The following is a 19,611-nucleotide window of genomic DNA, read 5'->3' on the forward strand; positions in this document are numbered from 1 at the left end:
GATAGACTGTTTGTTGCATCAATCGAGCAAATCAACCCAGGAGTGGCGGTCCATGGACAGACTCAGGGCCATGCAGGTGTTTGTCGAGGTGACCGAGAGGGGCAGCCTCACCGCGGCGGCGGACGCGCTGGAGATGTCACGCGCGATGGCGTCACGCCATCTGGAGTCGCTGGAGCACTGGCTGGGGGCCCGGCTGATGCAGCGCAGCACGCGCCGCCTGAGCCTGACGGCCGCGGGTCAGGAGGCGCTCGCGCGCTGTCGGCAGATGGTCGAGCTGGCCGAGGAGACGCGCTCGGCCGCCGGGCAGCACACGCGCCAGCTGCGCGGGCGTCTGCGCGTGACCTGCAGCAGCTCGTTCGCGCAGCTGCACCTGGCGCGCGCGGTGGGCGACTACCTGAACGCGCATGCGCAGACCGAGATCGAGCTGCTGGCGCTGGAGCATGCGGTGGACCTGGTGGAAGAGCGCGTGGACCTGGCGCTGCGCATCAGCAACCAGCTCGATCCGGCGCTGGTGGCGCGGCGGCTGACCCTGTGCCGATCGGTGGTCTGCGCGTCGCCGGACTACCTGGCGCGACACGGCGAGCCGCGCACCGCGCAAGACCTGGCCCTGCACCGCTGCCTGGCCCACGCCCGCTATGCCCGCGATGAATGGCGCTTCAGCCGCGCGGACGGGCAGCAGGAGCAGGTCCGACCCGGCGTGCGGCTGCGTTCGAACGAGGCCACCGTGCTGATGCAGGCCGCGCTGGCCGGCGCCGGCATCGCGCTGCTGCCCACCTATCTGGTCGGCCAGGCCCTGGCCAGCGGCGCGCTGCGCCATGTGCTGCCGGCGTTGGCGCCGGAAACCCTGGGTCTGCACGCGGTGACCACCAGCCGGCGTCACCAGCCGCTGCTGCTGCGCAGCTTCGTCGACTTTCTGGCCGCTCGCTTCGACCCGCAGCGGCCTTACTGGGACGAGGCGCTGGCTGGCAGCGCGTAGGCCAGTTCGTAGTGGTGCACGCCGGCAGCGATGCGCAGGGTCAGCTCGCCGGTGATGCCGGCCAGCGCGCCGCTGCCCGAGCCGGGCACGATGGCAATGCGCAGCGACTGGCCGCCCGCATGCATCAGGCCCAGGTGGGCCATTGCGAAGCCGCCCGGGCGGCCGTCCAGCGTGCCGGTGAAGGACTCCAGCGCCACATAGGCGGCCTCGCCCTGTGGCGGCAGGCCGGCGGCCAGCATCTCGCCCAGCGACTGGCCCTGCAGGCCGCCTTCGAAGCTCTTCTCCAGCTTGCGCCTGGCCATGGCTGGCGCGCCGGGAGGCGCGTCCATGGCTTCGGGCGGCAGCAGGCGAACCTTGAACTGGCCGCTGCAGCGCAGCGGGGCGGCGGAGGTGGCTGAAGAGGCAGGGGTGGACATCGCGGAGGCACTCCAGAAGAGGGCGCCCAGGCCGGGCAGATGGCGGCGGAGAAGGTGCAGGGTGTTCATGCCGCCATCATGGTGCCGGTGGGGTCAGGTCTTGTCAGCAGCGGCGGCCCCGGGGTGGCCGCCGCCGGGGATCACTTGAAGTCGCCGGCGAAGACGAGCTGGAAGCGATCGAGTCGGAAATTCTGGCGCAGCGCGGCATTGACCTGCTCCAGGCTCAGGCCCTGGATCGCGTCGATGAGCTGCTGCGTGCGCGCGAACTTGCGGTTCAGCCGCAGGTTGAAGACCAGCGCGGTCGCCAGGGTGCCGTCCTGCGCCAGCGCCAGCCGGCGCTCGTTGACCAGGGCCTGCTTGGCCTCGTCCAGCTCCTTGGCGCTGAAGCCGTCCTTGAGCGCGCGGGCGACCTCCTCGCGCAGCGCGGCCTCGACCTTGGCGCGGTTCTGCGGCGCGAAGATGGCATAGGCGACCCAGACCGAGGCCGGGTCCTCCGGGTTCAGGTTGAGGCCGGTGCCGGTGGTGTAGGACAGGCCATCTTTCTCGCGGATGCGCGTCCACAGCCGCGAGCTGCCGCCGCCGCCCAGGATGTGGTTGGCCACCAGCAGTGCGGCGCGGTCGGGGTGATCGTCGGTGAAGGCGAGCGGCTGCAGGCCCATCATCATCGCGTTCTGTTTGTCCGGCGTGCCTAGGGTCTGCACCTGCCCGGCCGCGTCCTTGTGGCGGCTGACGAGACGCTCGTAGCGCGCGGAGGAGGACCAGTCGCCCAGCAGCGACTGCGCGGCCGCGCGCAGTGCCGCGGCGTCGAAATCGCCGACCAGCGCGAGCTGCCCCTGGCTGGCGCCATAGAAGCGCGCATGGAAGGCCTTCACCGCGTCCAGCGTCACGGCTTTCACGTCGGCCTCTTCCTCGGCAAAGCTGCGCTCATGGCGCGGATCGCCGGGCTCGAAGGCATCCAGCGCGGCCGCGGCGGCGCGCTGGGCCAGGGCCTCCGGCGCGTCCTTCTGCGCCTGCAGGCCGCTCAGGGCCTGGGCGCGCACCTCGTCCAGCGCCGCAGCTTCCAGGCGCGGGCTGCGCAGCATCTCGGCGATCAACGCGAGCGCCTGCGCCGAGTGCTCGCGCTTGGTGGCCCAGCTCAGCCACACCGAGGAGGCCGAGGCGCGCACCTGCAGCTCCACCTTGGCGGCATCGAGCGCGTCACGCAGCTGCTCGCGGGTCTTGGTCGCGGTGCCCATCTTCAGCATCGCGCCCAGCATCGCCGCGACGCTTTGCTGGCCGCGCAGTTCGTCGGCATTGCCCATGCGCAGGCTCAGCACGCCTTGCACCGCCTCGCCGCGCGTGGGCTTGGCCAGCAGCGCCAGGCCCATGCCGTTGGTCAGCCGGCCCAGTTGGGCGCTGCGGTCGAGGTTGGCGGGGCTGGTGTCGAAGGCGGCCACGGTGTTGGCCGCGAGCTGGGGCTTGAAGCCCTTCATCTGCTCGGCGACGTCGACGAAGACCGGCGCCGGCGCGCGCAGCGGCTTCTCGGTCGGGATGTACTGCGCCAGCGTGCGGTTGGAGGGGACGAAGCGCTCGGTCGCGATGCGCTGGACCTGGTCCACGGTCAGCGCCTTGACGCGGTCGCGCAGCAGGAAGAACAGGCGCCAGTCGCCTTGGGCGATGCTTTCGGAGAGCTGGATGCCGACCTGCTCGGGGCTGGTGAACAGCTGCTCCCAGCGGTTGAGCCAGCGGGTCTGGGCGCGCTTGAGTTCCTGCTCGGTCACCGGCCGTTCGGCAAAGCCCTCGGTCACGGCCTGCAGCTCGCGGTTCAGCGCGTCCTGCTCGGCCTTGGGGGCCAGCTCGGCGGTCAGCATGGTGAAGCCCGGCTCGGCCAGCGCGAGGCCGAAGTAGCCCACCGAGGCGGCGAGCTTGCTCTCTTCGACCAGACGTTTGTGCAGGCGGCCGCCCGGGGCCTCGGACAGGATGAGGTTCAACGCCTCGACCGCCGCGTAGTCGGGATGGGCGCCGGCAGGCACGTGATAGGCCACCAGCGACATGGGCGAGCCGCCCACGCGGCGCACGGTGACGGCGCGTTCGCCGTCCTGCACCGGGTCCACGGTGTAGAGCCGGGTCAGCGCGCGCTTGGGGCGTGGGATCTTGCCGAAGCTCTGCGCCACCCAGTCCAGCACCTGGTCGGCGTCGAACTTGCCGGAGACGATCAGCGTCGCGTTGTCCGGCTGGTAGTAGGCCTTGTAGAAGGCCTGCAGCCGCGCGATGTCGACGTTCTCGACGTCGGCGCGCGCGCCTATGGTGTCCTTGCCGTAGTTGTGCCACTGGTACATCGTCGCCAGCGTGCGCTGGGTGGTGATGTTGCCCGGGTCGTTCTCGCCCATCTCCATCTCGTTGCGCACCACGGTCATCTCGGTGTCCAGGTGGCGGCGCGCGATGTGGCTGTTGACCATGGCATCGGCCTGCCACTGCAGATACCACTTCAGGTTGTCCTCGTTGGCGGCGAAGGCGGCGAAGTAGTTGGTGCGGTCGAACCAGGTCGAGCCGTTGGCGGCCAGGCCGCGCTTGGTGAACTCGGCCCAGGGGTCGGGGTGGCGGGGGCTGCCCTTGAAGATCAGGTGCTCCAGCAGGTGGGCCATGCCGGTCTCGCCGTAGTTCTCGTGCTTGGAGCCGACGCGGTAGGTCACGTTGACCGTGGTCGTGGGCTTGGAAGCATCCGGGGCCAGCAGCACCTGCAGCCCGTTGGGCAGGCGGTACTCGGTGATGCCCTCGACGCGGGTGACGGGCTTGAGCGTGTGGGCCAGCGCCGGGACGCCGGCCAGCGCCAGCGACAGCAGCAGCGCCCGAGGGCGCGGGAGGCGTGGAGACAGGGTCTTCATCGGAGTCGCGGTGTTGGGTGATGGCGCAGTGTGCATCAGTCGCACGAATGCTCCGAAAGTCAGCGTTTCCGTGGGGCCTGTCGTGGGGACGCGCGGCCTCCCGTGGGCCGCATCGTCCAGCGCGCGGCCAGGCCGCCGGCGGGGTGCGGCGGCGGGTCTCGCACCGCCGCCGCGGGGCTCATTCGGCCGCCGGTGTCGCGGGCTTGCGGCGGACCAGCTTGAGCACCAGGCCGCCCAGCCCCAGCAGCGCGATGAAGATGAGCTTGGCGAACTTGGCGAAGAAGGCCGCGGCCAGCGCGAAGAAGCCCAGCTTCTTCGCGCCCACGCCCAGCACCAGCGCGGCGAGGCCGTACTCGGCGACCTTGTCGGTGCTGCTGTTGAAGTCGCTGTAGCGCTTGCCTTCGTTGAACTGCAGCGCACCGAGCAGGGACTGGGCCTCGGTCTTGCCGCGCGCCAGGTCCTTCAGGTCGCCGACCAGGTTCAGGCTCAGATAGCCTTCGCGGCCCAGCGCATAGGTGTTGTAGTTCACGCCCTGTTCCTCGTCGGCCGGGGCGCCTTTGCTGCGCGAGCTCATCGCCCAGGCCAGGCGGTGGCTGTCGGCGCTGTAGCGCGGCGACTCGGCCCAGCCGACGATCTCCAGCGCCGGCACGCCCATCTTCTGGCGTTCGGCGTTGGACGCCTCGGTGCCTTCGCGGTAGGACTTCAGCAGCTCATCGGCGTTCCAGGTCTTGGCGTCGTCGTCCTTGATGTAGCCGGAGTCCTCGTAGCGCAGCACCGCGAACCAGCCGCCCTCTTCCTGGGGAAAGATCAGGCCCAGCAGTTTGTCGTCGTGGCCCGGGTTGCCCATCACGCGCATCAGGCGCGCCGCCTGAGGCTGCGGGATGAAGACGCGGTCTTTGGGCAGGTGCAGCACGGCCTGCTGGGCCAGCACGATGTCGGTGGGGCCTTCGCGGGCGGCGGCCTTGGCCTCGACGAAAGCCTGTTGGGCCTCGTCCCGCGCCGACGCGGGAGCCGAGGCAGCGTCCGCGCCGCGCGCCGTGGGCAAGGCGGCCAGCAGGAGTCCGCCGAGCAGCAAAGAAAGCAGGGTCCGCAGCGCGGCCAGTCTGGATGTCATCGAAGTTTCTCCCTGGGCCCTTGTGGGCCTGTCGTGATGTGGGGGGCAGTCTAGGGCCGCGAAGGGCCATCGATCGCCGGGGTTTGCGCGCCCTTTGGGGGCGCCAAGAAACAGGCCCGCACGCGGCGGGCCTGGAATGGGGAGGGGGCGGCGGCCCCCGGGGGCTAGTCGTAGCGGCCGATCAGGCGGCGGCCTTCCACTGGGCCATCAGCTGCTCCCACTTCTGGCGCGCCGCCTTCAGGTGGCGCTCCTTCACGTGGCCGTAGCCGCGGATCTCTTCGGGGATGCGCGCGATGTCCAGCGCCAGCGCCAGGCGCTCGGCGCTCAGGCCCTTGGCGAGCAGGGCCTCGATGCTGGCGCGGTAGTCCACGATCAGCTGGCGCTCGCTGCGGCGTTCCTCGGTGCGGCCGAAGGGGTCGAAGGCGGTGCCGCGCAGGCCCTTCATCTTGGCCAGCACGCCCATGGCCGGGCGCATCCAGCCGCCGAAGGCGGACTTCACCAGCTCGCCCTTGTCGTTCTTCTTCGCGAACAGCGGCGGCGCCATGTGGTGGACGATCTTGTAGTCGCCCTCGAACTGGGCCGCGATTTTTTCGGCGAAGCCCGTGTCGGTGTGCAGGCGCGCGACCTCGTACTCGTCCTTGTAGGCCATCAGCTTGAACAGATAGCGCGCCACCGCCTCGGTCAGGCGGGTGCTGGACAGCGGGCCCTCGGCGGCGCGCACCTTCTCGACGAAGGCCTTGTAGGTCTCGGCGTAGGCGGCGTTCTGGTAGTCGGTGAGGAACTCCACGCGCTTGGCGATGATCTCGTCCACGCCCGGGCGCTTGACGATGTTGATCACCTGCTGCGCCGCGTAGAGCGACTGCACCGCGGCCAGGTCGTGGGCGCAGCGGCGGCCCCATTCGAAGGCGGCCTTGTTGTTGTCGATCTGCACGCCGTTGAGCTCGATCGCGCGCATCAGCGCCGCGTAGCTCAGCGGCACGCGGCCCTTCTGCCACGCGTAGCCCAGCATCAGCGGGTTGGTGTAGAGCGAATCGCCGATCAGCTTGACGGCGACCTCCTCGGCATCGAACAGGCCCAGGTGCTCCTGGCCCACGGCCTTGGCGATCGCGGCCTCGCAGGCGGCGCCGGGGAAGCTCCAGTTGGCGTTGTTCACCAGCGTCGCGGTGGGCGAGCCATGGGTGTTCAGCGCGACATAGGTGCGGCCCTCGCGCATCACCGCCAGCGTGGTCTTGTTCGCGGCGACGATGGAGTCGCAGGCGATCACCAGCTGCGCCTCGGCCGTGCCGACCTTGGTGCAGTGAATGGCCTCGGGGGTGTTGGCGATCTGGATGTGGCTCCAGGTCGCGCCGCCCTTCTGTGCCAGGCCGGCCGCGTCCTGGGTGATCACGCCCTTGCCTTCCAGGTGCGCGGCCATGCCCAGCAGCTGCCCGATGGTGATCACGCCGGTGCCGCCCACGCCGGCGACGACGATGCCCCAGGCCTCGTCGGCGTTCGGGACCAGCGGCTGCGGCAGCGCCGGCAGGCTGGCGTCGAAGGGGTTGTGCGACTTGTCTTTCTTGGGCTTCTTCAGGTTGCCGCCCTCGATGGTGACGAAGCTCGGGCAGAAGCCCTTCACGCAGCTGAAGTCCTTGTTGCAGGTGTTCTGGTTGATCGTGCGCTTGCGGCCGAACTCGGTCTCCAGCGGCTCGACCGACAGGCAGTTGGACTGGATGGAGCAGTCGCCGCAGCCCTCGCAGACCAGCTCGTTGATCACCGTGCGCTTGGCCGGGTCCACCAGCTTGCCGCGCTTGCGGCGGCGGCGCTTCTCGGTGGCGCAGGTCTGGTCATAGATGATGACCGTCACGCCGGGGATCTCGCGGAACTGGCGCTGGATGGCGTCCAGCTCGTCGCGGTGATGCACGGTCACGCCCGCGGCCAGCGGCTTGCCCTGGTACTTGGCCGGCTCGTCGGTGACGATGACCAGCTTGGCCACGCCCTCGGAGATCAGGCTGTTCATGATCTGCGTGACCGAGTGGCCCTCGGGGCGCTCGCCGACCTGCTGGCCGCCGGTCATCGCGACGGCGTCGTTGTACAGCACCTTGTAGGTGATGTTCACGCCGGCCGCGATGCTCTGGCGGATGGCCAGGATGCCGCTGTGGAAGTAGGTGCCGTCGCCGAGGTTGGAGAAGATGTGCTTCTCGTCGGTGAACGGCGCCTGGCCCACCCAGGGCACGCCTTCGCCGCCCATCTGGGTGAAGGTGGCGGTGCTGCGGCCCGGCATCCAGGTCACCATGTAGTGGCAACCGATGCCGCCCACCGCGCGCGAGCCCTCGGGCACGCGGGTGCTGGTGTTGTGCGGGCAGCCGGAGCAGAACCAGGGCGTGCGGTCGGCGCCGCCGGCGGCCTTCTCCTCGGCCTTCAGCGCGTTTTCCTTGGCGTCGATGAGGGCCATGCGTGCGTCCAGGCGCGCGGCGGTGTCGGCATCCACGCCCAGCTTCTTCAGCCGCTTGGTGATCGCGCGGGCAATGAGGGCCGGCGTCAGGTCGGCCTGCGGGCGCAGCAGCCAGTGCTCGCTGGGGTTGGGCACGCTCCATTCGCCGCCATCGCTGTCGCCGGCGTCGAACTTGCCCAGCACGTTGGGGCGCACGTCGGGACGCCAGTTGTACAGCTCTTCCTTGACCTGGTATTCGATGATCTGGCGCTTTTCCTCGACGACCAGGATCTCCTGCAGGCCCTTGGCGAACTCGCGCGCCACCTGCGCCTCCAGCGGCCAGACCACGTTGACCTTGTGCAGGCGGATGCCCAGCCGGCGGCAGCTGGCGTCGTCCAGCCCCAGGTCGTGCAGGGCCTGGCGGGTGTCGTTGTAGGCCTTGCCGCTGGTGATGATGCCGAAGCGGTCGTGGGGGCCTTCGATGACGTTGTAGTTCAGCTTGTTGGCCCGCACATAGGCCAGCGCCGCGTACCACTTGTAGTTCATCATCCGCGCTTCCTGCTCCAGCGGCGGATCAGGCCAGCGGATGTGCAGGCCGCCGTCGGGCATCTGGAAGTCCTCGGGCAGGATGATGTTGACGCGGTCCGGGTCCACGCTGACGCTGGCGGAGGACTCGACGATCTCCTGGATGGTCTTCATGCCCGCCCACAGGCCGGAGAAGCGGCTCATCGCGAACGCGTGCAGGCCCATGTCCAGGATGTCCTGGACGCTGCTGGGGAAGAACACCGGAAAGCCCACGGCCTTGAACACGTGGTCGCTCTGGTGCGCCGCGGTGGAGCTCTTGGCGATGTGGTCGTCGCCGGCCACCGCGATCACGCCGCCGTGCCGCGCGGTGCCGGCCATGTTGGCGTGCTTGAACACGTCGATGCAGCGGTCCACGCCCGGACCCTTGCCATACCAGATGCCGAAGACGCCGTCGAACTTGCGCTTTTCGGGGAACAGGTCCAGCTGCTGCGTGCCCCACACCGCGGTGGCGCCCAGCTCCTCGTTGACGCCCGGCTGGAAGACGATGTTCTGCTTGGCCAGGTGCTTCTTCGCGGCCATCAGCGCCTGGTCATAGCCGCCCAGCGGCGAGCCTCGGTAGCCGGAGATGAAGCCGGCGGTGTTGAGCCCCGCGATCGCGTCGCGCGTGCGCTGCAGCATGGGCAGGCGCACCAGGGCCTGCACCCCGCTCATGAAGGCGCGGCCATGGTCCAGCGCATATTTGTCGTCCAGCGTGACCTTTTCTAGCGCGCGCAGGATGTGTTCGGGCAAGGGGGCGTTCATGGGTGGGCTCCTGGTGGTGGCTGACCCGCGGCGCTCGCGCTTGTGGCGCGGGGCCGAGCAGCATGCGGCCGTGACTGCAAGTATGGCGGCGGGTGCGTTTTTCGCGCATCGGAGTGTAGGGAAAACCGCCCGCGCAGTGCTTTCTCTTTTTGCCCGTTCCAACTGGCTTTGAGCAAGAATCTTGCGCAGGATGCGCAAAGGAATCGAAATGGCTTCCAGAAATACATCACCAGGGAAAACCATGAGAAGGGCTGCGGATGCTGCGCCGCAGCATGAAACCGAGGAGGGCGGCGGGTCCGCGGGTGGCGAACTGGACCGCTACCACGTGGCCATCCTGGCGGAACTGCAGCGTGAGGCGCGGCTGTCCAACGCCGAGCTGGCGGCGCGCATCGGGCTGTCGCCGGCGCCGACCTGGCGCCGCGTGCGCTGGCTGGAGGAGCAGGGCTTCATCACCGGCTACCGCGCCGAGATCGACCGCCGCAAGCTGGGCCTGGGCGTGCTGGCTTTCGTGCGCGTCGATGCCGACCGCAACAACGCCAGCGCCACCCGCGTGCTGGAAAAAGCCATCCGCGACCTGCCCGAGGTCATGGCCTGCCACTACATCAGCGGCGCGGGCACCTTCGAGCTGCAGGTGCTGGCCACCGACCTGGACGCCTTCAGCCGCTTCACCATCGACACCCTGCTGAACCTGCCCAATGTGAAGGACATCCACACCAGCTTCTCGCTGGGCGAGGTGAAGGCGGGCGGGGCGCTGCCGCTCACGCATCTGAAGGGCGCGGCGCGCTGAACGCTGCGAGGAAACCGAACGGGCCGTCTGCTTTCACAAGCGACGCGGGACGGTATAAGACGCGTCGAGCGCCGCATCCGCAGGCCCGTTTCCCGAGTTCCATGTCCGCTACTTTCCCCCGGCTGCCTGTCTCCCTGCATCGTCCACGGGCCTGTGCGGGCCCCGCCGACGCCGACGCCATGCGTCGGCGCGGAGCCGCTGGCTTGAGCGTGACCCTGGCCCTGCTGCTGGGACTGGGCGGCTGCGCGCTGGGCCCGGACCGCCCCGCCTCGCCACCCACGGATGCCGTCCTGGCCGCGCCGGACTTTCCGCCCGGCTGGCAGCACCTGCCCTTGCGGCCCGGCAAGCCGCTGACCCGCTATGCCTGGCTGCCAGGGTATGAGGGGCAGCAGGGCGTGATCCATGCCGTGGCGGAGCACAGCGCCAGCATGCTGCTGCACGAGGCCGCGGGGCTGGACCTGGCGCGCACGCCAGTGCTGCGCTGGCAGTGGCGGCTGGGCCAGCTGCCCGATGGGGCGCAGCACCACCTCGGCAGCCGCGAGGACGCTGCTGCGCGCGTGATCCTGCTGTTCGACGGCGACAAGAGCCGGCTGCCGCTGGACGAGCGCATGACGCTGAGCATGGCCGAGGCCCTCAGCGGCCGCCCCATGCCATATGCCACGCTGATGTACGTGAGCTCGTCCAGCGCGGCGGTGGACCAGTTGATTGCCAACCCGCACAGCACGCGCATCCAGAAGATCGTCGCCGGTCGCGCGGAGCCGGCGCTGGGCCAGTGGGTCCCGTTGCAGCGCGATGTGCGGCAGGACTACCTGCGCGCCTTCGGCGAGCCTCCGGGGCGGCTGCTGGCCTATGGCGTGATGACCGATGCCGACAACACCGGCAGCCGCGCCGAGGCCTGGTACACGACGCCGGTCTTCGAACCACGTTGAATGCGCCCGGGGGCGGCCATGGCGTGCCGAGGCTGCGCCTGCGGGCCCCGCGCGGCTATGCTGGCCGTGTCGCCATCCGGAGCCGTCGCCATGGACCTCGCCCCTTCCCCGCTCGTGTCGCTGTTTGACTTCAAGGCCTGGGCCCACGAGGAGCTGTTCGCGCTGCTCGCCACGGTCGACGATCCGGCCCGGCAGGCGGCGCTGCAGCCGGCGCTGCGGGTGCTGAACCACATCCATGTCGTGGACCGCATCTTCCAGGCTCATCTGCAGGGGCTGGACCATGGCTTTGCGGGCACGAACACGGCGGAAATCCCGCCGCTGGCGGCGCTGGCCGGCGCCGTGAAGGCGGTGGACGCCTGGTACTGCGGCTATGTGCGCGGGCTTGAGCCGGCGCAGTTGAGGGAAGCGCTCCGGTTCCGCTTCACCGACGGCGACGCGGGCCGCATGAGCCGCGAGGAAATGCTGCTCCATGTGATCACCCACGGTGGCTACCACCGTGGCCAGGCGGGTCAGGTCTTGCGCGACGCCGGACTGGCCCCACCGCGGGAGCTGTTCACGCGCTTTTTGCACGGTCGGCAGCCCGAACGGCGCGCCTGAGGCGCGCGGCTCGTCGGCGCCGTCGCGGCGAGGCGCTATCCTCCTGCGCCTGATGAAGATTCTTCTCGTCGACGACCATCTGCTGCTGGCCGAGGCCCTGGCCAGTGCCGTCGCGGAGCGCATGCCGCAGCTGCGCGTGCAGTGCGCCACCTCGCTGGCCGACGCGCAGGCGCAGCTGGATGCGCAGACTGCGCTGGTGCTGCTGGACCTGGGGCTGCCCGACGCCAGCGGCGTCGAGGCCGTGAGCCGGCTGCGCGAGCAGGCGCCGCAGGTGCGCATCGTCGTGATGTCCGCGAATGATCGCGCCGACACGGTGCGTGCCGCGATCGAGCAGGGCGCCAGCGGCTTCGTGCCCAAGACGGCGGATTTCCGTCAGCTGATGCAGGCGCTGCGCTTCACGCTCGAAGGCGGCGTGGCGCTGCCGGCGGCCCTGCTGGCACAGGACGTCGGCGCCGCCGCGGCGGACGGCGACGACGCGCTGGCGACGCTGCCGCTGGACGAGCAGCTGACGCCACGCCAGTGCGACGTGCTGCGCCTGTTGATGCTGGGCCAGTCCAACAAGCTGATCTGCCGCGCGCTGGGGCTCTCCGAATCCTCGGTGAAGACGCACCTGGAGGCGGTCTACCGCCGCCTCGGCGTCAACAGCCGCACCCAGGCCGTGGTGGCGGCCGCGCGCCAGGGCTTTCGCCTGCCGCTGCAGCTCGGCGACGACCCGACCGGCTCCTAGCCGTCACGACGCCGGGTCGACCGGGCGCGGCGCGTTCAGCGTCGCGAAGATCGCGCTGGCCAGCGTCTCGGTCCGGAAGGGCTTGTGCACCACCGGCAGCCCGCTGGCCTGCAGCCGCGCGAGGTCCTCGGGCGCGGTGTTGCCGGTGACGACCAGCGCCGGCACCGGGCCGCAGGCCTGGCGCACGCGCTCGACCACCTCCAGCCCGCTGCCGCCGGGCAGGCGCATGTCCGTGATCAGCAGGGCCGGCGCCTCTGGCTCGCCGCGGGCCAGCAGCGCGTCCAGCGCCGCTGGCGAGGCCAGCGCCAGCACGCGGGCGCCCCACGCGCGCAGGCGCAGCAGCAGAGCCTCGCGTGCGCCGGGATCGTCCTCGACCAACCAGACCTGGCGCTCCTGCAGCCGCAGCAGCGTGGTCCAGCCGGGCGGCTCCAGCTGCGACGACGGCAGGTCGGGTTGCGGCTCGATGGCCGGCAGCGCCAGGCTGAAGCAGGAGCCGCGGCCGGGCACCGAGCGCAGCTGCACCGCCGCGCCCATCAGCGCGCTGGCACGGCGCACGATGGCCAGCCCCAGCCCCAGCCCTTGGGCGCGCTCGCGCTGCGGGTTCTCCAACTGCACGAAGTCCTCGAACACGCGCGCCTGCTCGGCGGGCGGAATGCCACGGCCGGTGTCGTAGATCGCGACGCGCCAGCCGCCGCGCCAGCGCCGCGCCGCCACCAGCACGCCGCCGCGCTCGGTGTAGCGCAGCGCGTTGCTGACCAGGTTGCGCACGATCTGCTCCAGCAGCACCGCATCGCCCAGCACATGGGCGCGCAGCGGGATGCGCAGGCGCAGCTGCAGGCCGCGGCGCGCGGCGGCTTCCTGCTCGTGCGCGGCAATCGCGCCGATCAGCGCATGCAGCGACACCGGCCCATGGGCGACGCGCAGGCCGCCGGACTCCAGCCGCGACAGATCCAGCAGCCCCGCCAGCAGCCCCTCCATCGCGGCCACCGCCTCGTCCACGCGCCCGATCAGGCGCTGCTGCGCCGGCGTCGACGGCTGCTCGCGCAGCAGCCCCACCAGCACGCCGATGGTCACCATGGGCTGGCGCAGGTCGTGGCTGGCCGCCGCGAGGAAGCGGGACTTGGCGGCATTGGCCTCCTCCAGCGCGGCGGTGCGTTCGCGCACGCGCTGCTCCAGCACCTGTCCGGCGCGCTCGGATTCCTGCAACGCGCTGACCAGGCGGCTGCCCAGCACCATCGCATAGACCATCGCGAGGATGGGCGCGGTCCAGGGCAGCAGGAACTCGCGGGTATGCGCCAGGCGGCCGGATTGCAGCAGATAGTCGTGCAGCCCGCAGGCGGTGATGCTGCTCACCGTGGCGGCCAGCGCCCACAGGCTGCGCTGCGGCCAGCGCCGGGCCGTGCGCACCACCTGTGCCGCCGCGGGCACCGTGGTCACGAAGAGCAGCGGATAGGCCAGCGTGCGCACCCGGTCCAGCAGCACCGGGTCGCCGCCGGTCCACAGCGCGGCGCTGGCGCACAGCAGGCCGATGGCGATCACGGCCAACTGCAGCGGTCGGCGGGCGGCCCCCTGCAGGCTGGCGCCGAAGCAGCCGAACAGCGCGCTGACGGAGACCATCAGCAGGAACATCGCCACCCCGCTGCCCGGCGGCGCCGGCGCGCCGGGGTCGCTGAACAACAGGTTGCGCACCGAGAACACCAGGGTCAGCAGGCCGAACCAGCCCAACTCCACCTCGCTGCGCCGGCGCGCCCACAGCAGCAGCATGAACAGCGCGCTGCCCGCGGCCATGCCGTTGAGCACGCGCAGCAGGTCGACGACGAGCACGCGGTAGGCATGGAACTGCGCGCTCACCAGCGGTTCGGGGCCCACGGTCACGCGGTCCAGCCCGCCGCGGCGCCCGCCGCGCGCGTCGATCTGAAGGCTGTTGCCGCCGGCATGCAGCGCCCCCACCGGCAACGCGATCCGGTAAGGCGTGGTGCGCGGCTGCAGCGCATCCGGCAGGTTCCAGGTGTCGCTGACCAGCGTGCCGTTGAGCCAGACGCGATGGTGGGTGGGCAGGCGCCGCGTCCACAGCGCCCAGGGCTGCTGGGGCGCGGGGCCGGTGATCTCGAAGTCCAGCCGGTAGTGGCCTTGCGCCAGGCGGCCTTGCCCGCGCTGGCCCCAATCGTCCGGCAGTGCGAGGACGGGGCCGTGGGCGAGGTCCGGCGCCGGGCCGGCGCTCCAGCGGGCGCTCTGCAGCGTCTGCGTTGGCGCGAGCGCCGCGGTGCCCGGGTCGCCGTCCGCCCGGGCCATCGTCAGTCCGGCGAGCAGGGGGGCCATCAGGCCTGCCACCAGCCCTGCCAGCAGCAGCACGGCGCTCCGCCAGCGCCGTCGCGCGGGCGCGAGGCGGGGAGCCGGCGATGCGGCGGCGGGCAGGGGATCTGGCCGGTCGGACATGGCGGCTCGCAGCAGGGGGAAGAGGGCCGGTTTGGCGCGCCAGTGTGCCGCATCGAAGCGGGGGCACGGTTCGGCCATCCGGCCGATGGCCCAGGCCGCGCCTTCCTCCTATCGTGACGGCGCTGTCAACACGCGCCTTGCGCGCGGCCGCCCGGCCGCCGCAGGCCATCTCATGGAGCCCCCCATGTCCCGCATCAGAACCTCTCCTTCCTCCTTCCAACGCTCGCTGCTGCTGGCCGCCAGCGCCGCCGCCGCCCTTGCCGCCTGCGGCGGTGGCGGCTCCGGTTCGGACACCAGCACGCCGACGCCGCCCACCAACGGTGGCGGCGGCACGGCGGGCACGACGCTGAGCGGCACGGCCGCGACGGGCGCCCCGATCGCCGGCACGGTGAGCGTGATCGACGTCAACGGCAAGACCGCGACCGCGGTGGCGACCAACCCCAGCACCGGCGCCTACACCGTAGACGTGACCGGGCTGACCGCGCCCTATCTGCTCACCGTGGTGGGCATGTCCGGCGGGCGGCAGGTCATGCTCAGCTCGGTCGGCACCGCCGCGGGCCAGACCGTCAACCTCACGCCGCTGACCGACCTGATCGTTTCCGCCGCCGCCGGCGTGCCGGGCGCCGGGGCGCTGGTGGACAGCTGCACGCCGGTCTCCGGCAGCGTGCCCGCGGCCTGCCTGTCCACGCTGACGGCGGCGACCAGCGGCACGCGCCTGAAGGACGCGCTGCAGCAGGTCAGCGCGATGATCGCGCCGCTGAACAAGGCCGGCACCGACCCGCTGAACGGCAGCTTCAGCGCCAATGGACAGGGCCTGGACGGCGTGCTGGACCGCCTGGTGATGACGCCCGCCAACGCCGGTGCGCCGGCCACGCTGACCCTGGTCGCGTCGCAGACCGTAATCGGCCAGATGAACCTGCCGGCCACCGCCGGCCAGGCCGGCACGGTGACCAGCACGCCGCCGTCGGCGCCGCAGGTGCAGCTGGCCGATGCGGCGGCCACCGTGGTGCCCGAGATCAACACCTGCCTGGGCGCGCTGGCCGCGCTGTATCCGGCGACCGGCTTCAAGCCGCCGGCCGCGGGCCAGGTCTCGCCCTTCATCGCCGATAACTTCCGGCTCTCCACCGCGGGCAAGGCCGAGGTGGTGGGCATGCTGACCAGCGGCGCCGAGATCTTCGTCGGTGGCTTCAACCCCAGGGCCGTCGCCCTCGCCGCGCGGGACATGTCGCCGCTGAGCGCGGCGGAGATCGCGCAGCTGGACAGCGCCGGCTTCGAGGCCACGCTGAAGGCACGCGCCAATGGCGGCGCCCCGGTGCTGCTGGACGGCAGCGGCAAGCCACAGGCGGCCTGGGTGATGACCCAGCTGGAGGCTACCGGCGCCTGGACCGAGGCGACCCAGTTCGTGCGCGGCGAGGCCTATGCCGGCTGCCCGGCCGGCTGGCGCTGGGCCGGCACCCAGCATCTGGACATGCACATGGCCGCGCGCGTCACGCGCAACGAGGACCAGGCCGGCGCGCTGCGCCGTGAGCGGGCCTTCCACATCGAGCGCGGCGAAGTCGCCGACGCCGTGGGCGCCGGCCTCATGGCCGACGTCGACACCGCCGTGGTGGTCGGCCCCGGCATCGTGGCCTACAGCGGTGACCCCAAGGCGCCCATGGGCGACAAGCTCAAGCTGGTGCTCAAGCGCCCCAGCAACGCGCTGATCAACACCTTCGTCATCCGCGACGGCCGCGCCTACTATGGCGACGGCGAGGCGCTGCAGAGCTGCCGCGACCTGGCCGCGCAGAACCCGTCGCCCGTGGCCGGCACGCCCTGCGTGGACGAGGCCAAGGTGGTGCCCGGTGCCGTCTACGGCTGGATCCTGAAGTCCTCCAGCTCGGGCAATGTCGTCGCCGCCTTCCCGTATGAGATCAACGCGGTGCCGCTGTCCACCGGCTTCGCGGCGGCCAATGCGTCCAACCTGTTCGCCACCATCGGGTCCGTCACGCCCGACACCGTGGCCGGGGTGAAGTCCGCCGTCACGGCCTCGGCCAACGCGGTGCTCGACGGGGTGTTCAGCATCGGCTACACCCAGGGCAAGGCCTATGGCTCGACGGCCGACAACTGCAACTGGCGCATCTTCGACGCCAACGGCGCCTATCTGCTCAGCGCCGAGGCGAACGCCGTGGGCCAGCAGACCCGCTGCAGCTTCGCCACCGCCGGGCTGAACTCCGGCAGCCTGCAGCGCCCCGCCGATGCGAACGCGATCGCCAAGGTCTATGTGTCGGTGACGACCAACGCGCTGGGCAACCAGCTGTCCACCGGGCGCTCGCTGCGCTGAGCCGGCGCACTTGAACGCGCAAGCCGCCGGCCCTGCCACGCGCCAGGGCCGGCGCCCTGCGCCGGCGGGGCCGGCCTGGCGGGTCCCGCGCGGGCCCGGTGCCGACACGGGATCATCGGCGGCCCGGCTCCGCGCCGCTGAGCTGCTCGGCCAGCGAGACCAGCCAGGACCGGTCATAGGGCCGCAGGCCGCGGGCGTCCAGCCGGTCCCAGACCGTCAGGGTGTAGTACTTCCTGTCGGTGACCCAGGTCAGTTCCGAGAAGTGCTGCCCGGACGTGGTCTTGCGCGTCACGACGCGTGCCAGGTGTTGGTGAACCTGGGCGTTCATCAGCTCCTTGATGAGCACCACGCCGCCGCCGTCCTGCACGTAGTCCCATTCGTGCAGCATGACCAGCACGCCGTCGGGCCGGGTGTACACCCGGGTGTAGCGGCTCCAAGGCCCGGCCTTGCTCGGCCCTTCGGGAACGAAGGCCTCGTACTTGTAGCCTTGCAGTTCGGAGGTCGAGACATCGGTCCAATCGCTCTTCAGGTTGGCCCGGATCTTGGACTCCTCCCAGTAGACCGCACGGCTGGCGTAGTGCGTCTTGAAGGTGGCCGCCTGGTCGGGAACGGTTTCGGGTTCGCCGCTCTTCGCGGCGCTCCGTTGCAGGCCGAGGTCGCGCTCGGCCATGCCGCGGGTCGCCGGGTCGAGCTGATCGAGCGTGAGCACCTTCACCTGGCCCGTCGAGAGCCCCTGCATTGGCGAGATGGCGGGCTGAGGCTGGGCGAGAACCGACCCCGCGAGGCCGGCGATGACGAGGCTCAACAGCGTGTGGGCGTGATGCATGGCGAGAAGTCCTTTCTGTTGATGCGTGGGCTGTTCAAGGCCGGGTGTGGCGTGTTGGCGTTGAACGCTGGATGCGCTGCGGATCAGGATCCTCCCCATGCGCCGGGATGCAACTCTCTACCTCGGTAGGGGGGACGCGGCCTGTGGGCGCCTGAGTGAGTCCGGCCGACCGCGAAGACGCTGAAACGCGCCGAAACCGCCGGCCTGCTACGCTGCGGCTCATGAGTGCCTCCCACGCCGCGCTGCCGCTGCGCCATTTCCTGCTCGCCCTGTCGGTGGTCGCCATCTGGGGCAGCAACTTCGTCGTGATCCGCTGGGGGCTGGACGTCTTCCCGCCACTGCTGTTCGCGGCCTTGCGCTTCCTGCTTGCCGCGGTGCCGGCGATCTTCCTGCTGCCGCGGCCCGGCGTGAGCTGGCGCAATCTCGCCGCCTACGGGATGCTGGTGGGCGTGGGCCAGTTCGGGCTGCTGTACCTGGCGATGCGCTCGCAGATTTCGCCGGGCCTGGCCTCGCTGGTCATCCAGACCCAGGTGTTCTTCACCGTGCTGCTGGCCATGCGCAGCAGCGGCGAGCGGGTGCAGGGCTTCCAGTGGCTGGCGCTGGCGCTGGCGGCCTCGGGCGTGGGCGTGATCGCCACGCACACCGATGGCACGACCACGGTGCTGGGCCTGGCCATGGTGCTGCTGGCCGCCTTCAGCTGGGCCTGCGGCAACATCGTCGGCAAGCGCGCGACGGGGCAGAACATGCTGGCCTATGTGGCCTGGAGCAGCGCCTTCGCGGTGGCGCCGCTGTTCGCGCTGTCGCTGGTGTTCGAGGGGCCGGCGCAGATGCTGGGCGCCGTGCGCCATGCCGACGCGCCAGCCTGGGCCGCGCTGCTGTGGCAGACGGTGGGCAATACGCTGTACGGCTACGGCGTGTGGAGCTGGCTGCTGGCACGCCATCCGGCTGCCACCATCGTGCCCATGGCCCTGCTGGTGCCGGTGTTCGGCATGAGCGCGTCGGCCCTGCTGCTGGCCGAGCCGCTGCCGGGCTGGAAGCTGATCGCCGCGGCCCTGGTGATCAGCGGGCTGGCGCAGAACCTGCTGTGGCCGCGCGTGCGCGCGCGGCTGCGTCGCGGCGGCGCGGCCATGCAGCCGCCGTCCGGGGGCTGAGCGGCGCGGGGTGCTGGCACACTTGAGGGCCAAACCACAAGTTCACGGGGAGTCCCTTGTCATGTCCAGATCAACCCTTGCCTTCGCGCGCCGCGCTCTGACCGCCGCCCTGCTGACCGTCGGGCTGTGCGCCGCGGTCCAGGCGCAGGAGGCGGCGGTGAGCGCTGAACAACGCGCCGACATCGAACGATTGATGGAGGTCACCGGCGCCGCCAAGCTGGGCCTGCAGATGGCCGACCTGATGTCCGCGCAGATGATGCGGGCCATCAGCCAGCGCGACGGCGGCCTCACCCCACAGCAGGTGGACGAGGTGCGTGCCGTCGTGATGGAGGTGGTGCGCGAACGCATGGAGGGGCCGCAGGGCCTGATGGCGCAGATCGTGCCGCTCTACGCGTGCCACTTCAGCGCCCAGGAGATCAAGGACCTGCTGGCCTTCTACGCGTCGCCGACCGGCGCCAAGGCCGTGGCCGTGATGCCGGCGCTGATGCAGGAATCGGTGCAGCTGGGCGCGGGCTGGGGCGAAGCCATTGGCCCGGAGATTGGACGCCGCGTCTCGGTGCTGTTGAAGAAGTATGCGGATGCCCGCCAGTCGGAGGCGCAGGCGAGTGAGGCCAGCAAGGCCGATGCGAAGCCCGATGCCAAGAAGCCCGCCGCCAGGAAGGGCGAGGCGAAGAAGGGCGAGGCGAAGAAGCCCGCCGCGGCCGCCACGCCCTGAGGCCGCGCCACAGCAGG

At 71.0% G+C, this 19,611-nt stretch carries 14 protein-coding genes; 8 read left to right on the top strand and 6 right to left on the bottom strand.

Features of this window, described 5'->3' with window-relative positions; translation table 11 throughout:
* The first annotated feature begins 52 nt into the window (after positions 1 to 52).
* On the top strand, positions 53 to 976 hold the full coding sequence (locus LZ017_RS20080) for a LysR family transcriptional regulator (protein WP_241398708.1): 924 nt from the start codon (positions 53 to 55) through the stop codon (positions 974 to 976).
* On the opposite strand, the gene LZ017_RS20085 is transcribed toward LZ017_RS20080, so the two are convergent.
* From LZ017_RS20085 to LZ017_RS20100, 4 genes are all read right to left on the bottom strand, one after another.
* Entirely contained in the window at positions 943 to 1,461 is a 519-nt protein-coding gene (locus LZ017_RS20085; protein ID WP_241398709.1) for a DUF3224 domain-containing protein, read from the bottom strand. The genes LZ017_RS20080 and LZ017_RS20085 overlap by 34 nt on opposite strands.
* A 71-nt stretch (positions 1,462 to 1,532) precedes the next feature.
* A complete protein-coding gene (locus LZ017_RS20090; RefSeq protein WP_241398710.1) occupies positions 1,533 to 4,256 on the bottom strand; it encodes a pitrilysin family protein in 2,724 nt (907 codons plus the stop codon).
* 178 nt (positions 4,257 to 4,434) lie between these two features.
* Positions 4,435 to 5,370: a DUF2167 domain-containing protein gene (locus LZ017_RS20095; protein WP_241398711.1), complete on the bottom strand. Its 936-nt coding sequence runs from the start codon at positions 5,368 to 5,370 to the stop codon at positions 4,435 to 4,437.
* 181 nt (positions 5,371 to 5,551) lie between these two features.
* The gene (locus tag LZ017_RS20100; protein WP_241398712.1) at positions 5,552 to 9,106 is read right to left on the bottom strand and encodes an indolepyruvate ferredoxin oxidoreductase family protein; all 3,555 of its coding nucleotides are present in this window, start codon (positions 9,104 to 9,106) and stop codon (positions 5,552 to 5,554) included.
* Positions 9,107 to 9,347: 241 nt separating this feature from the next.
* On the opposite strand from LZ017_RS20100, the gene LZ017_RS20105 reads away from it, so the two are divergent.
* From LZ017_RS20105 to LZ017_RS20120, 4 genes are all read left to right on the top strand, one after another.
* Positions 9,348 to 9,893 (top strand): Lrp/AsnC family transcriptional regulator, encoded by a 546-nt coding sequence (locus tag LZ017_RS20105; protein WP_241398713.1) that lies wholly within the window; start codon positions 9,348 to 9,350, stop codon positions 9,891 to 9,893.
* A 209-nt stretch (positions 9,894 to 10,102) separates the two neighbouring features.
* Positions 10,103 to 10,822, top strand: coding sequence for a DUF3047 domain-containing protein (locus LZ017_RS20110; protein ID WP_241398733.1), 720 nt, complete (start codon positions 10,103 to 10,105; stop codon positions 10,820 to 10,822).
* A 90-nt stretch (positions 10,823 to 10,912) separates the two neighbouring features.
* Positions 10,913 to 11,419 carry a DinB family protein gene (locus tag LZ017_RS20115; protein WP_241398714.1) on the top strand — a complete coding sequence of 169 codons (507 nt, stop codon included), beginning with the start codon at positions 10,913 to 10,915 and terminating at the stop codon, positions 11,417 to 11,419.
* A 52-nt stretch (positions 11,420 to 11,471) separates the two neighbouring features.
* Positions 11,472 to 12,146: a response regulator transcription factor gene (locus LZ017_RS20120; RefSeq protein WP_241398715.1), complete on the top strand. Its 675-nt coding sequence runs from the start codon at positions 11,472 to 11,474 to the stop codon at positions 12,144 to 12,146.
* A gap of 3 nt (positions 12,147 to 12,149) precedes the next feature.
* Here LZ017_RS20120 and LZ017_RS20125 read toward each other — a convergent pair whose 3' ends face one another.
* The gene (locus LZ017_RS20125; RefSeq protein ID WP_241398716.1) at positions 12,150 to 14,498 is read right to left on the bottom strand and encodes a hybrid sensor histidine kinase/response regulator; all 2,349 of its coding nucleotides are present in this window, start codon (positions 14,496 to 14,498) and stop codon (positions 12,150 to 12,152) included.
* Between the two features lie 268 nt (positions 14,499 to 14,766).
* Here LZ017_RS20125 and LZ017_RS20130 point away from each other — a divergent pair, with 268 nt between their 5' ends.
* Entirely contained in the window at positions 14,767 to 16,902 is a 2,136-nt protein-coding gene (locus LZ017_RS20130; RefSeq protein ID WP_241398717.1) for a hypothetical protein, read from the top strand.
* Between the two features lie 112 nt (positions 16,903 to 17,014).
* On the opposite strand, the gene LZ017_RS20135 is transcribed toward LZ017_RS20130, so the two are convergent.
* On the bottom strand, positions 17,015 to 17,728 hold the full coding sequence (locus tag LZ017_RS20135; protein ID WP_241398718.1) for a hypothetical protein: 714 nt from the start codon (positions 17,726 to 17,728) through the stop codon (positions 17,015 to 17,017).
* A gap of 242 nt (positions 17,729 to 17,970) precedes the next feature.
* Between LZ017_RS20135 and LZ017_RS20140 the strand changes: the two genes are divergently transcribed.
* On the top strand, positions 17,971 to 18,879 hold the full coding sequence (locus LZ017_RS20140) for an EamA family transporter (protein WP_241398734.1): 909 nt from the start codon (positions 17,971 to 17,973) through the stop codon (positions 18,877 to 18,879).
* A 61-nt stretch (positions 18,880 to 18,940) separates the two neighbouring features.
* A complete protein-coding gene (locus LZ017_RS20145) occupies positions 18,941 to 19,594 on the top strand; it encodes a DUF2059 domain-containing protein (protein WP_241398719.1) in 654 nt (217 codons plus the stop codon).
* Positions 19,595 to 19,611: the final 17 nt, after the last annotated feature.

This window comes from Pelomonas sp. CA6 (assembly GCF_022549225.1).
Lineage (GTDB): Bacteria > Pseudomonadota > Gammaproteobacteria > Burkholderiales > Burkholderiaceae_C > Roseateles.

Excerpts from the sequence above, each read along its gene's own strand:
- LZ017_RS20080 (WP_241398708.1), top strand. The coding sequence starts at position 53 with ATGGACAGACTCAGGGCCATGCAGGTGTTTGTCGAGGTGACCGAGAGG.
- LZ017_RS20085 (WP_241398709.1), bottom strand. The coding sequence starts at position 1,461 with ATGAACACCCTGCACCTTCTCCGCCGCCATCTGCCCGGCCTGGGCGCC.
- LZ017_RS20090 (WP_241398710.1), bottom strand. The coding sequence starts at position 4,256 with ATGAAGACCCTGTCTCCACGCCTCCCGCGCCCTCGGGCGCTGCTGCTG.
- LZ017_RS20095 (WP_241398711.1), bottom strand. The coding sequence starts at position 5,370 with ATGACATCCAGACTGGCCGCGCTGCGGACCCTGCTTTCTTTGCTGCTC.
- LZ017_RS20100 (WP_241398712.1), bottom strand. The coding sequence starts at position 9,106 with ATGAACGCCCCCTTGCCCGAACACATCCTGCGCGCGCTAGAAAAGGTC.
- LZ017_RS20105 (WP_241398713.1), top strand. The coding sequence starts at position 9,348 with ATGAGAAGGGCTGCGGATGCTGCGCCGCAGCATGAAACCGAGGAGGGC.
- LZ017_RS20115 (WP_241398714.1), top strand. The coding sequence starts at position 10,913 with ATGGACCTCGCCCCTTCCCCGCTCGTGTCGCTGTTTGACTTCAAGGCC.
- LZ017_RS20120 (WP_241398715.1), top strand. The coding sequence starts at position 11,472 with ATGAAGATTCTTCTCGTCGACGACCATCTGCTGCTGGCCGAGGCCCTG.
- LZ017_RS20130 (WP_241398717.1), top strand. The coding sequence starts at position 14,767 with ATGTCCCGCATCAGAACCTCTCCTTCCTCCTTCCAACGCTCGCTGCTG.
- LZ017_RS20135 (WP_241398718.1), bottom strand. The coding sequence starts at position 17,728 with ATGCATCACGCCCACACGCTGTTGAGCCTCGTCATCGCCGGCCTCGCG.
- LZ017_RS20145 (WP_241398719.1), top strand. The coding sequence starts at position 18,941 with ATGTCCAGATCAACCCTTGCCTTCGCGCGCCGCGCTCTGACCGCCGCC.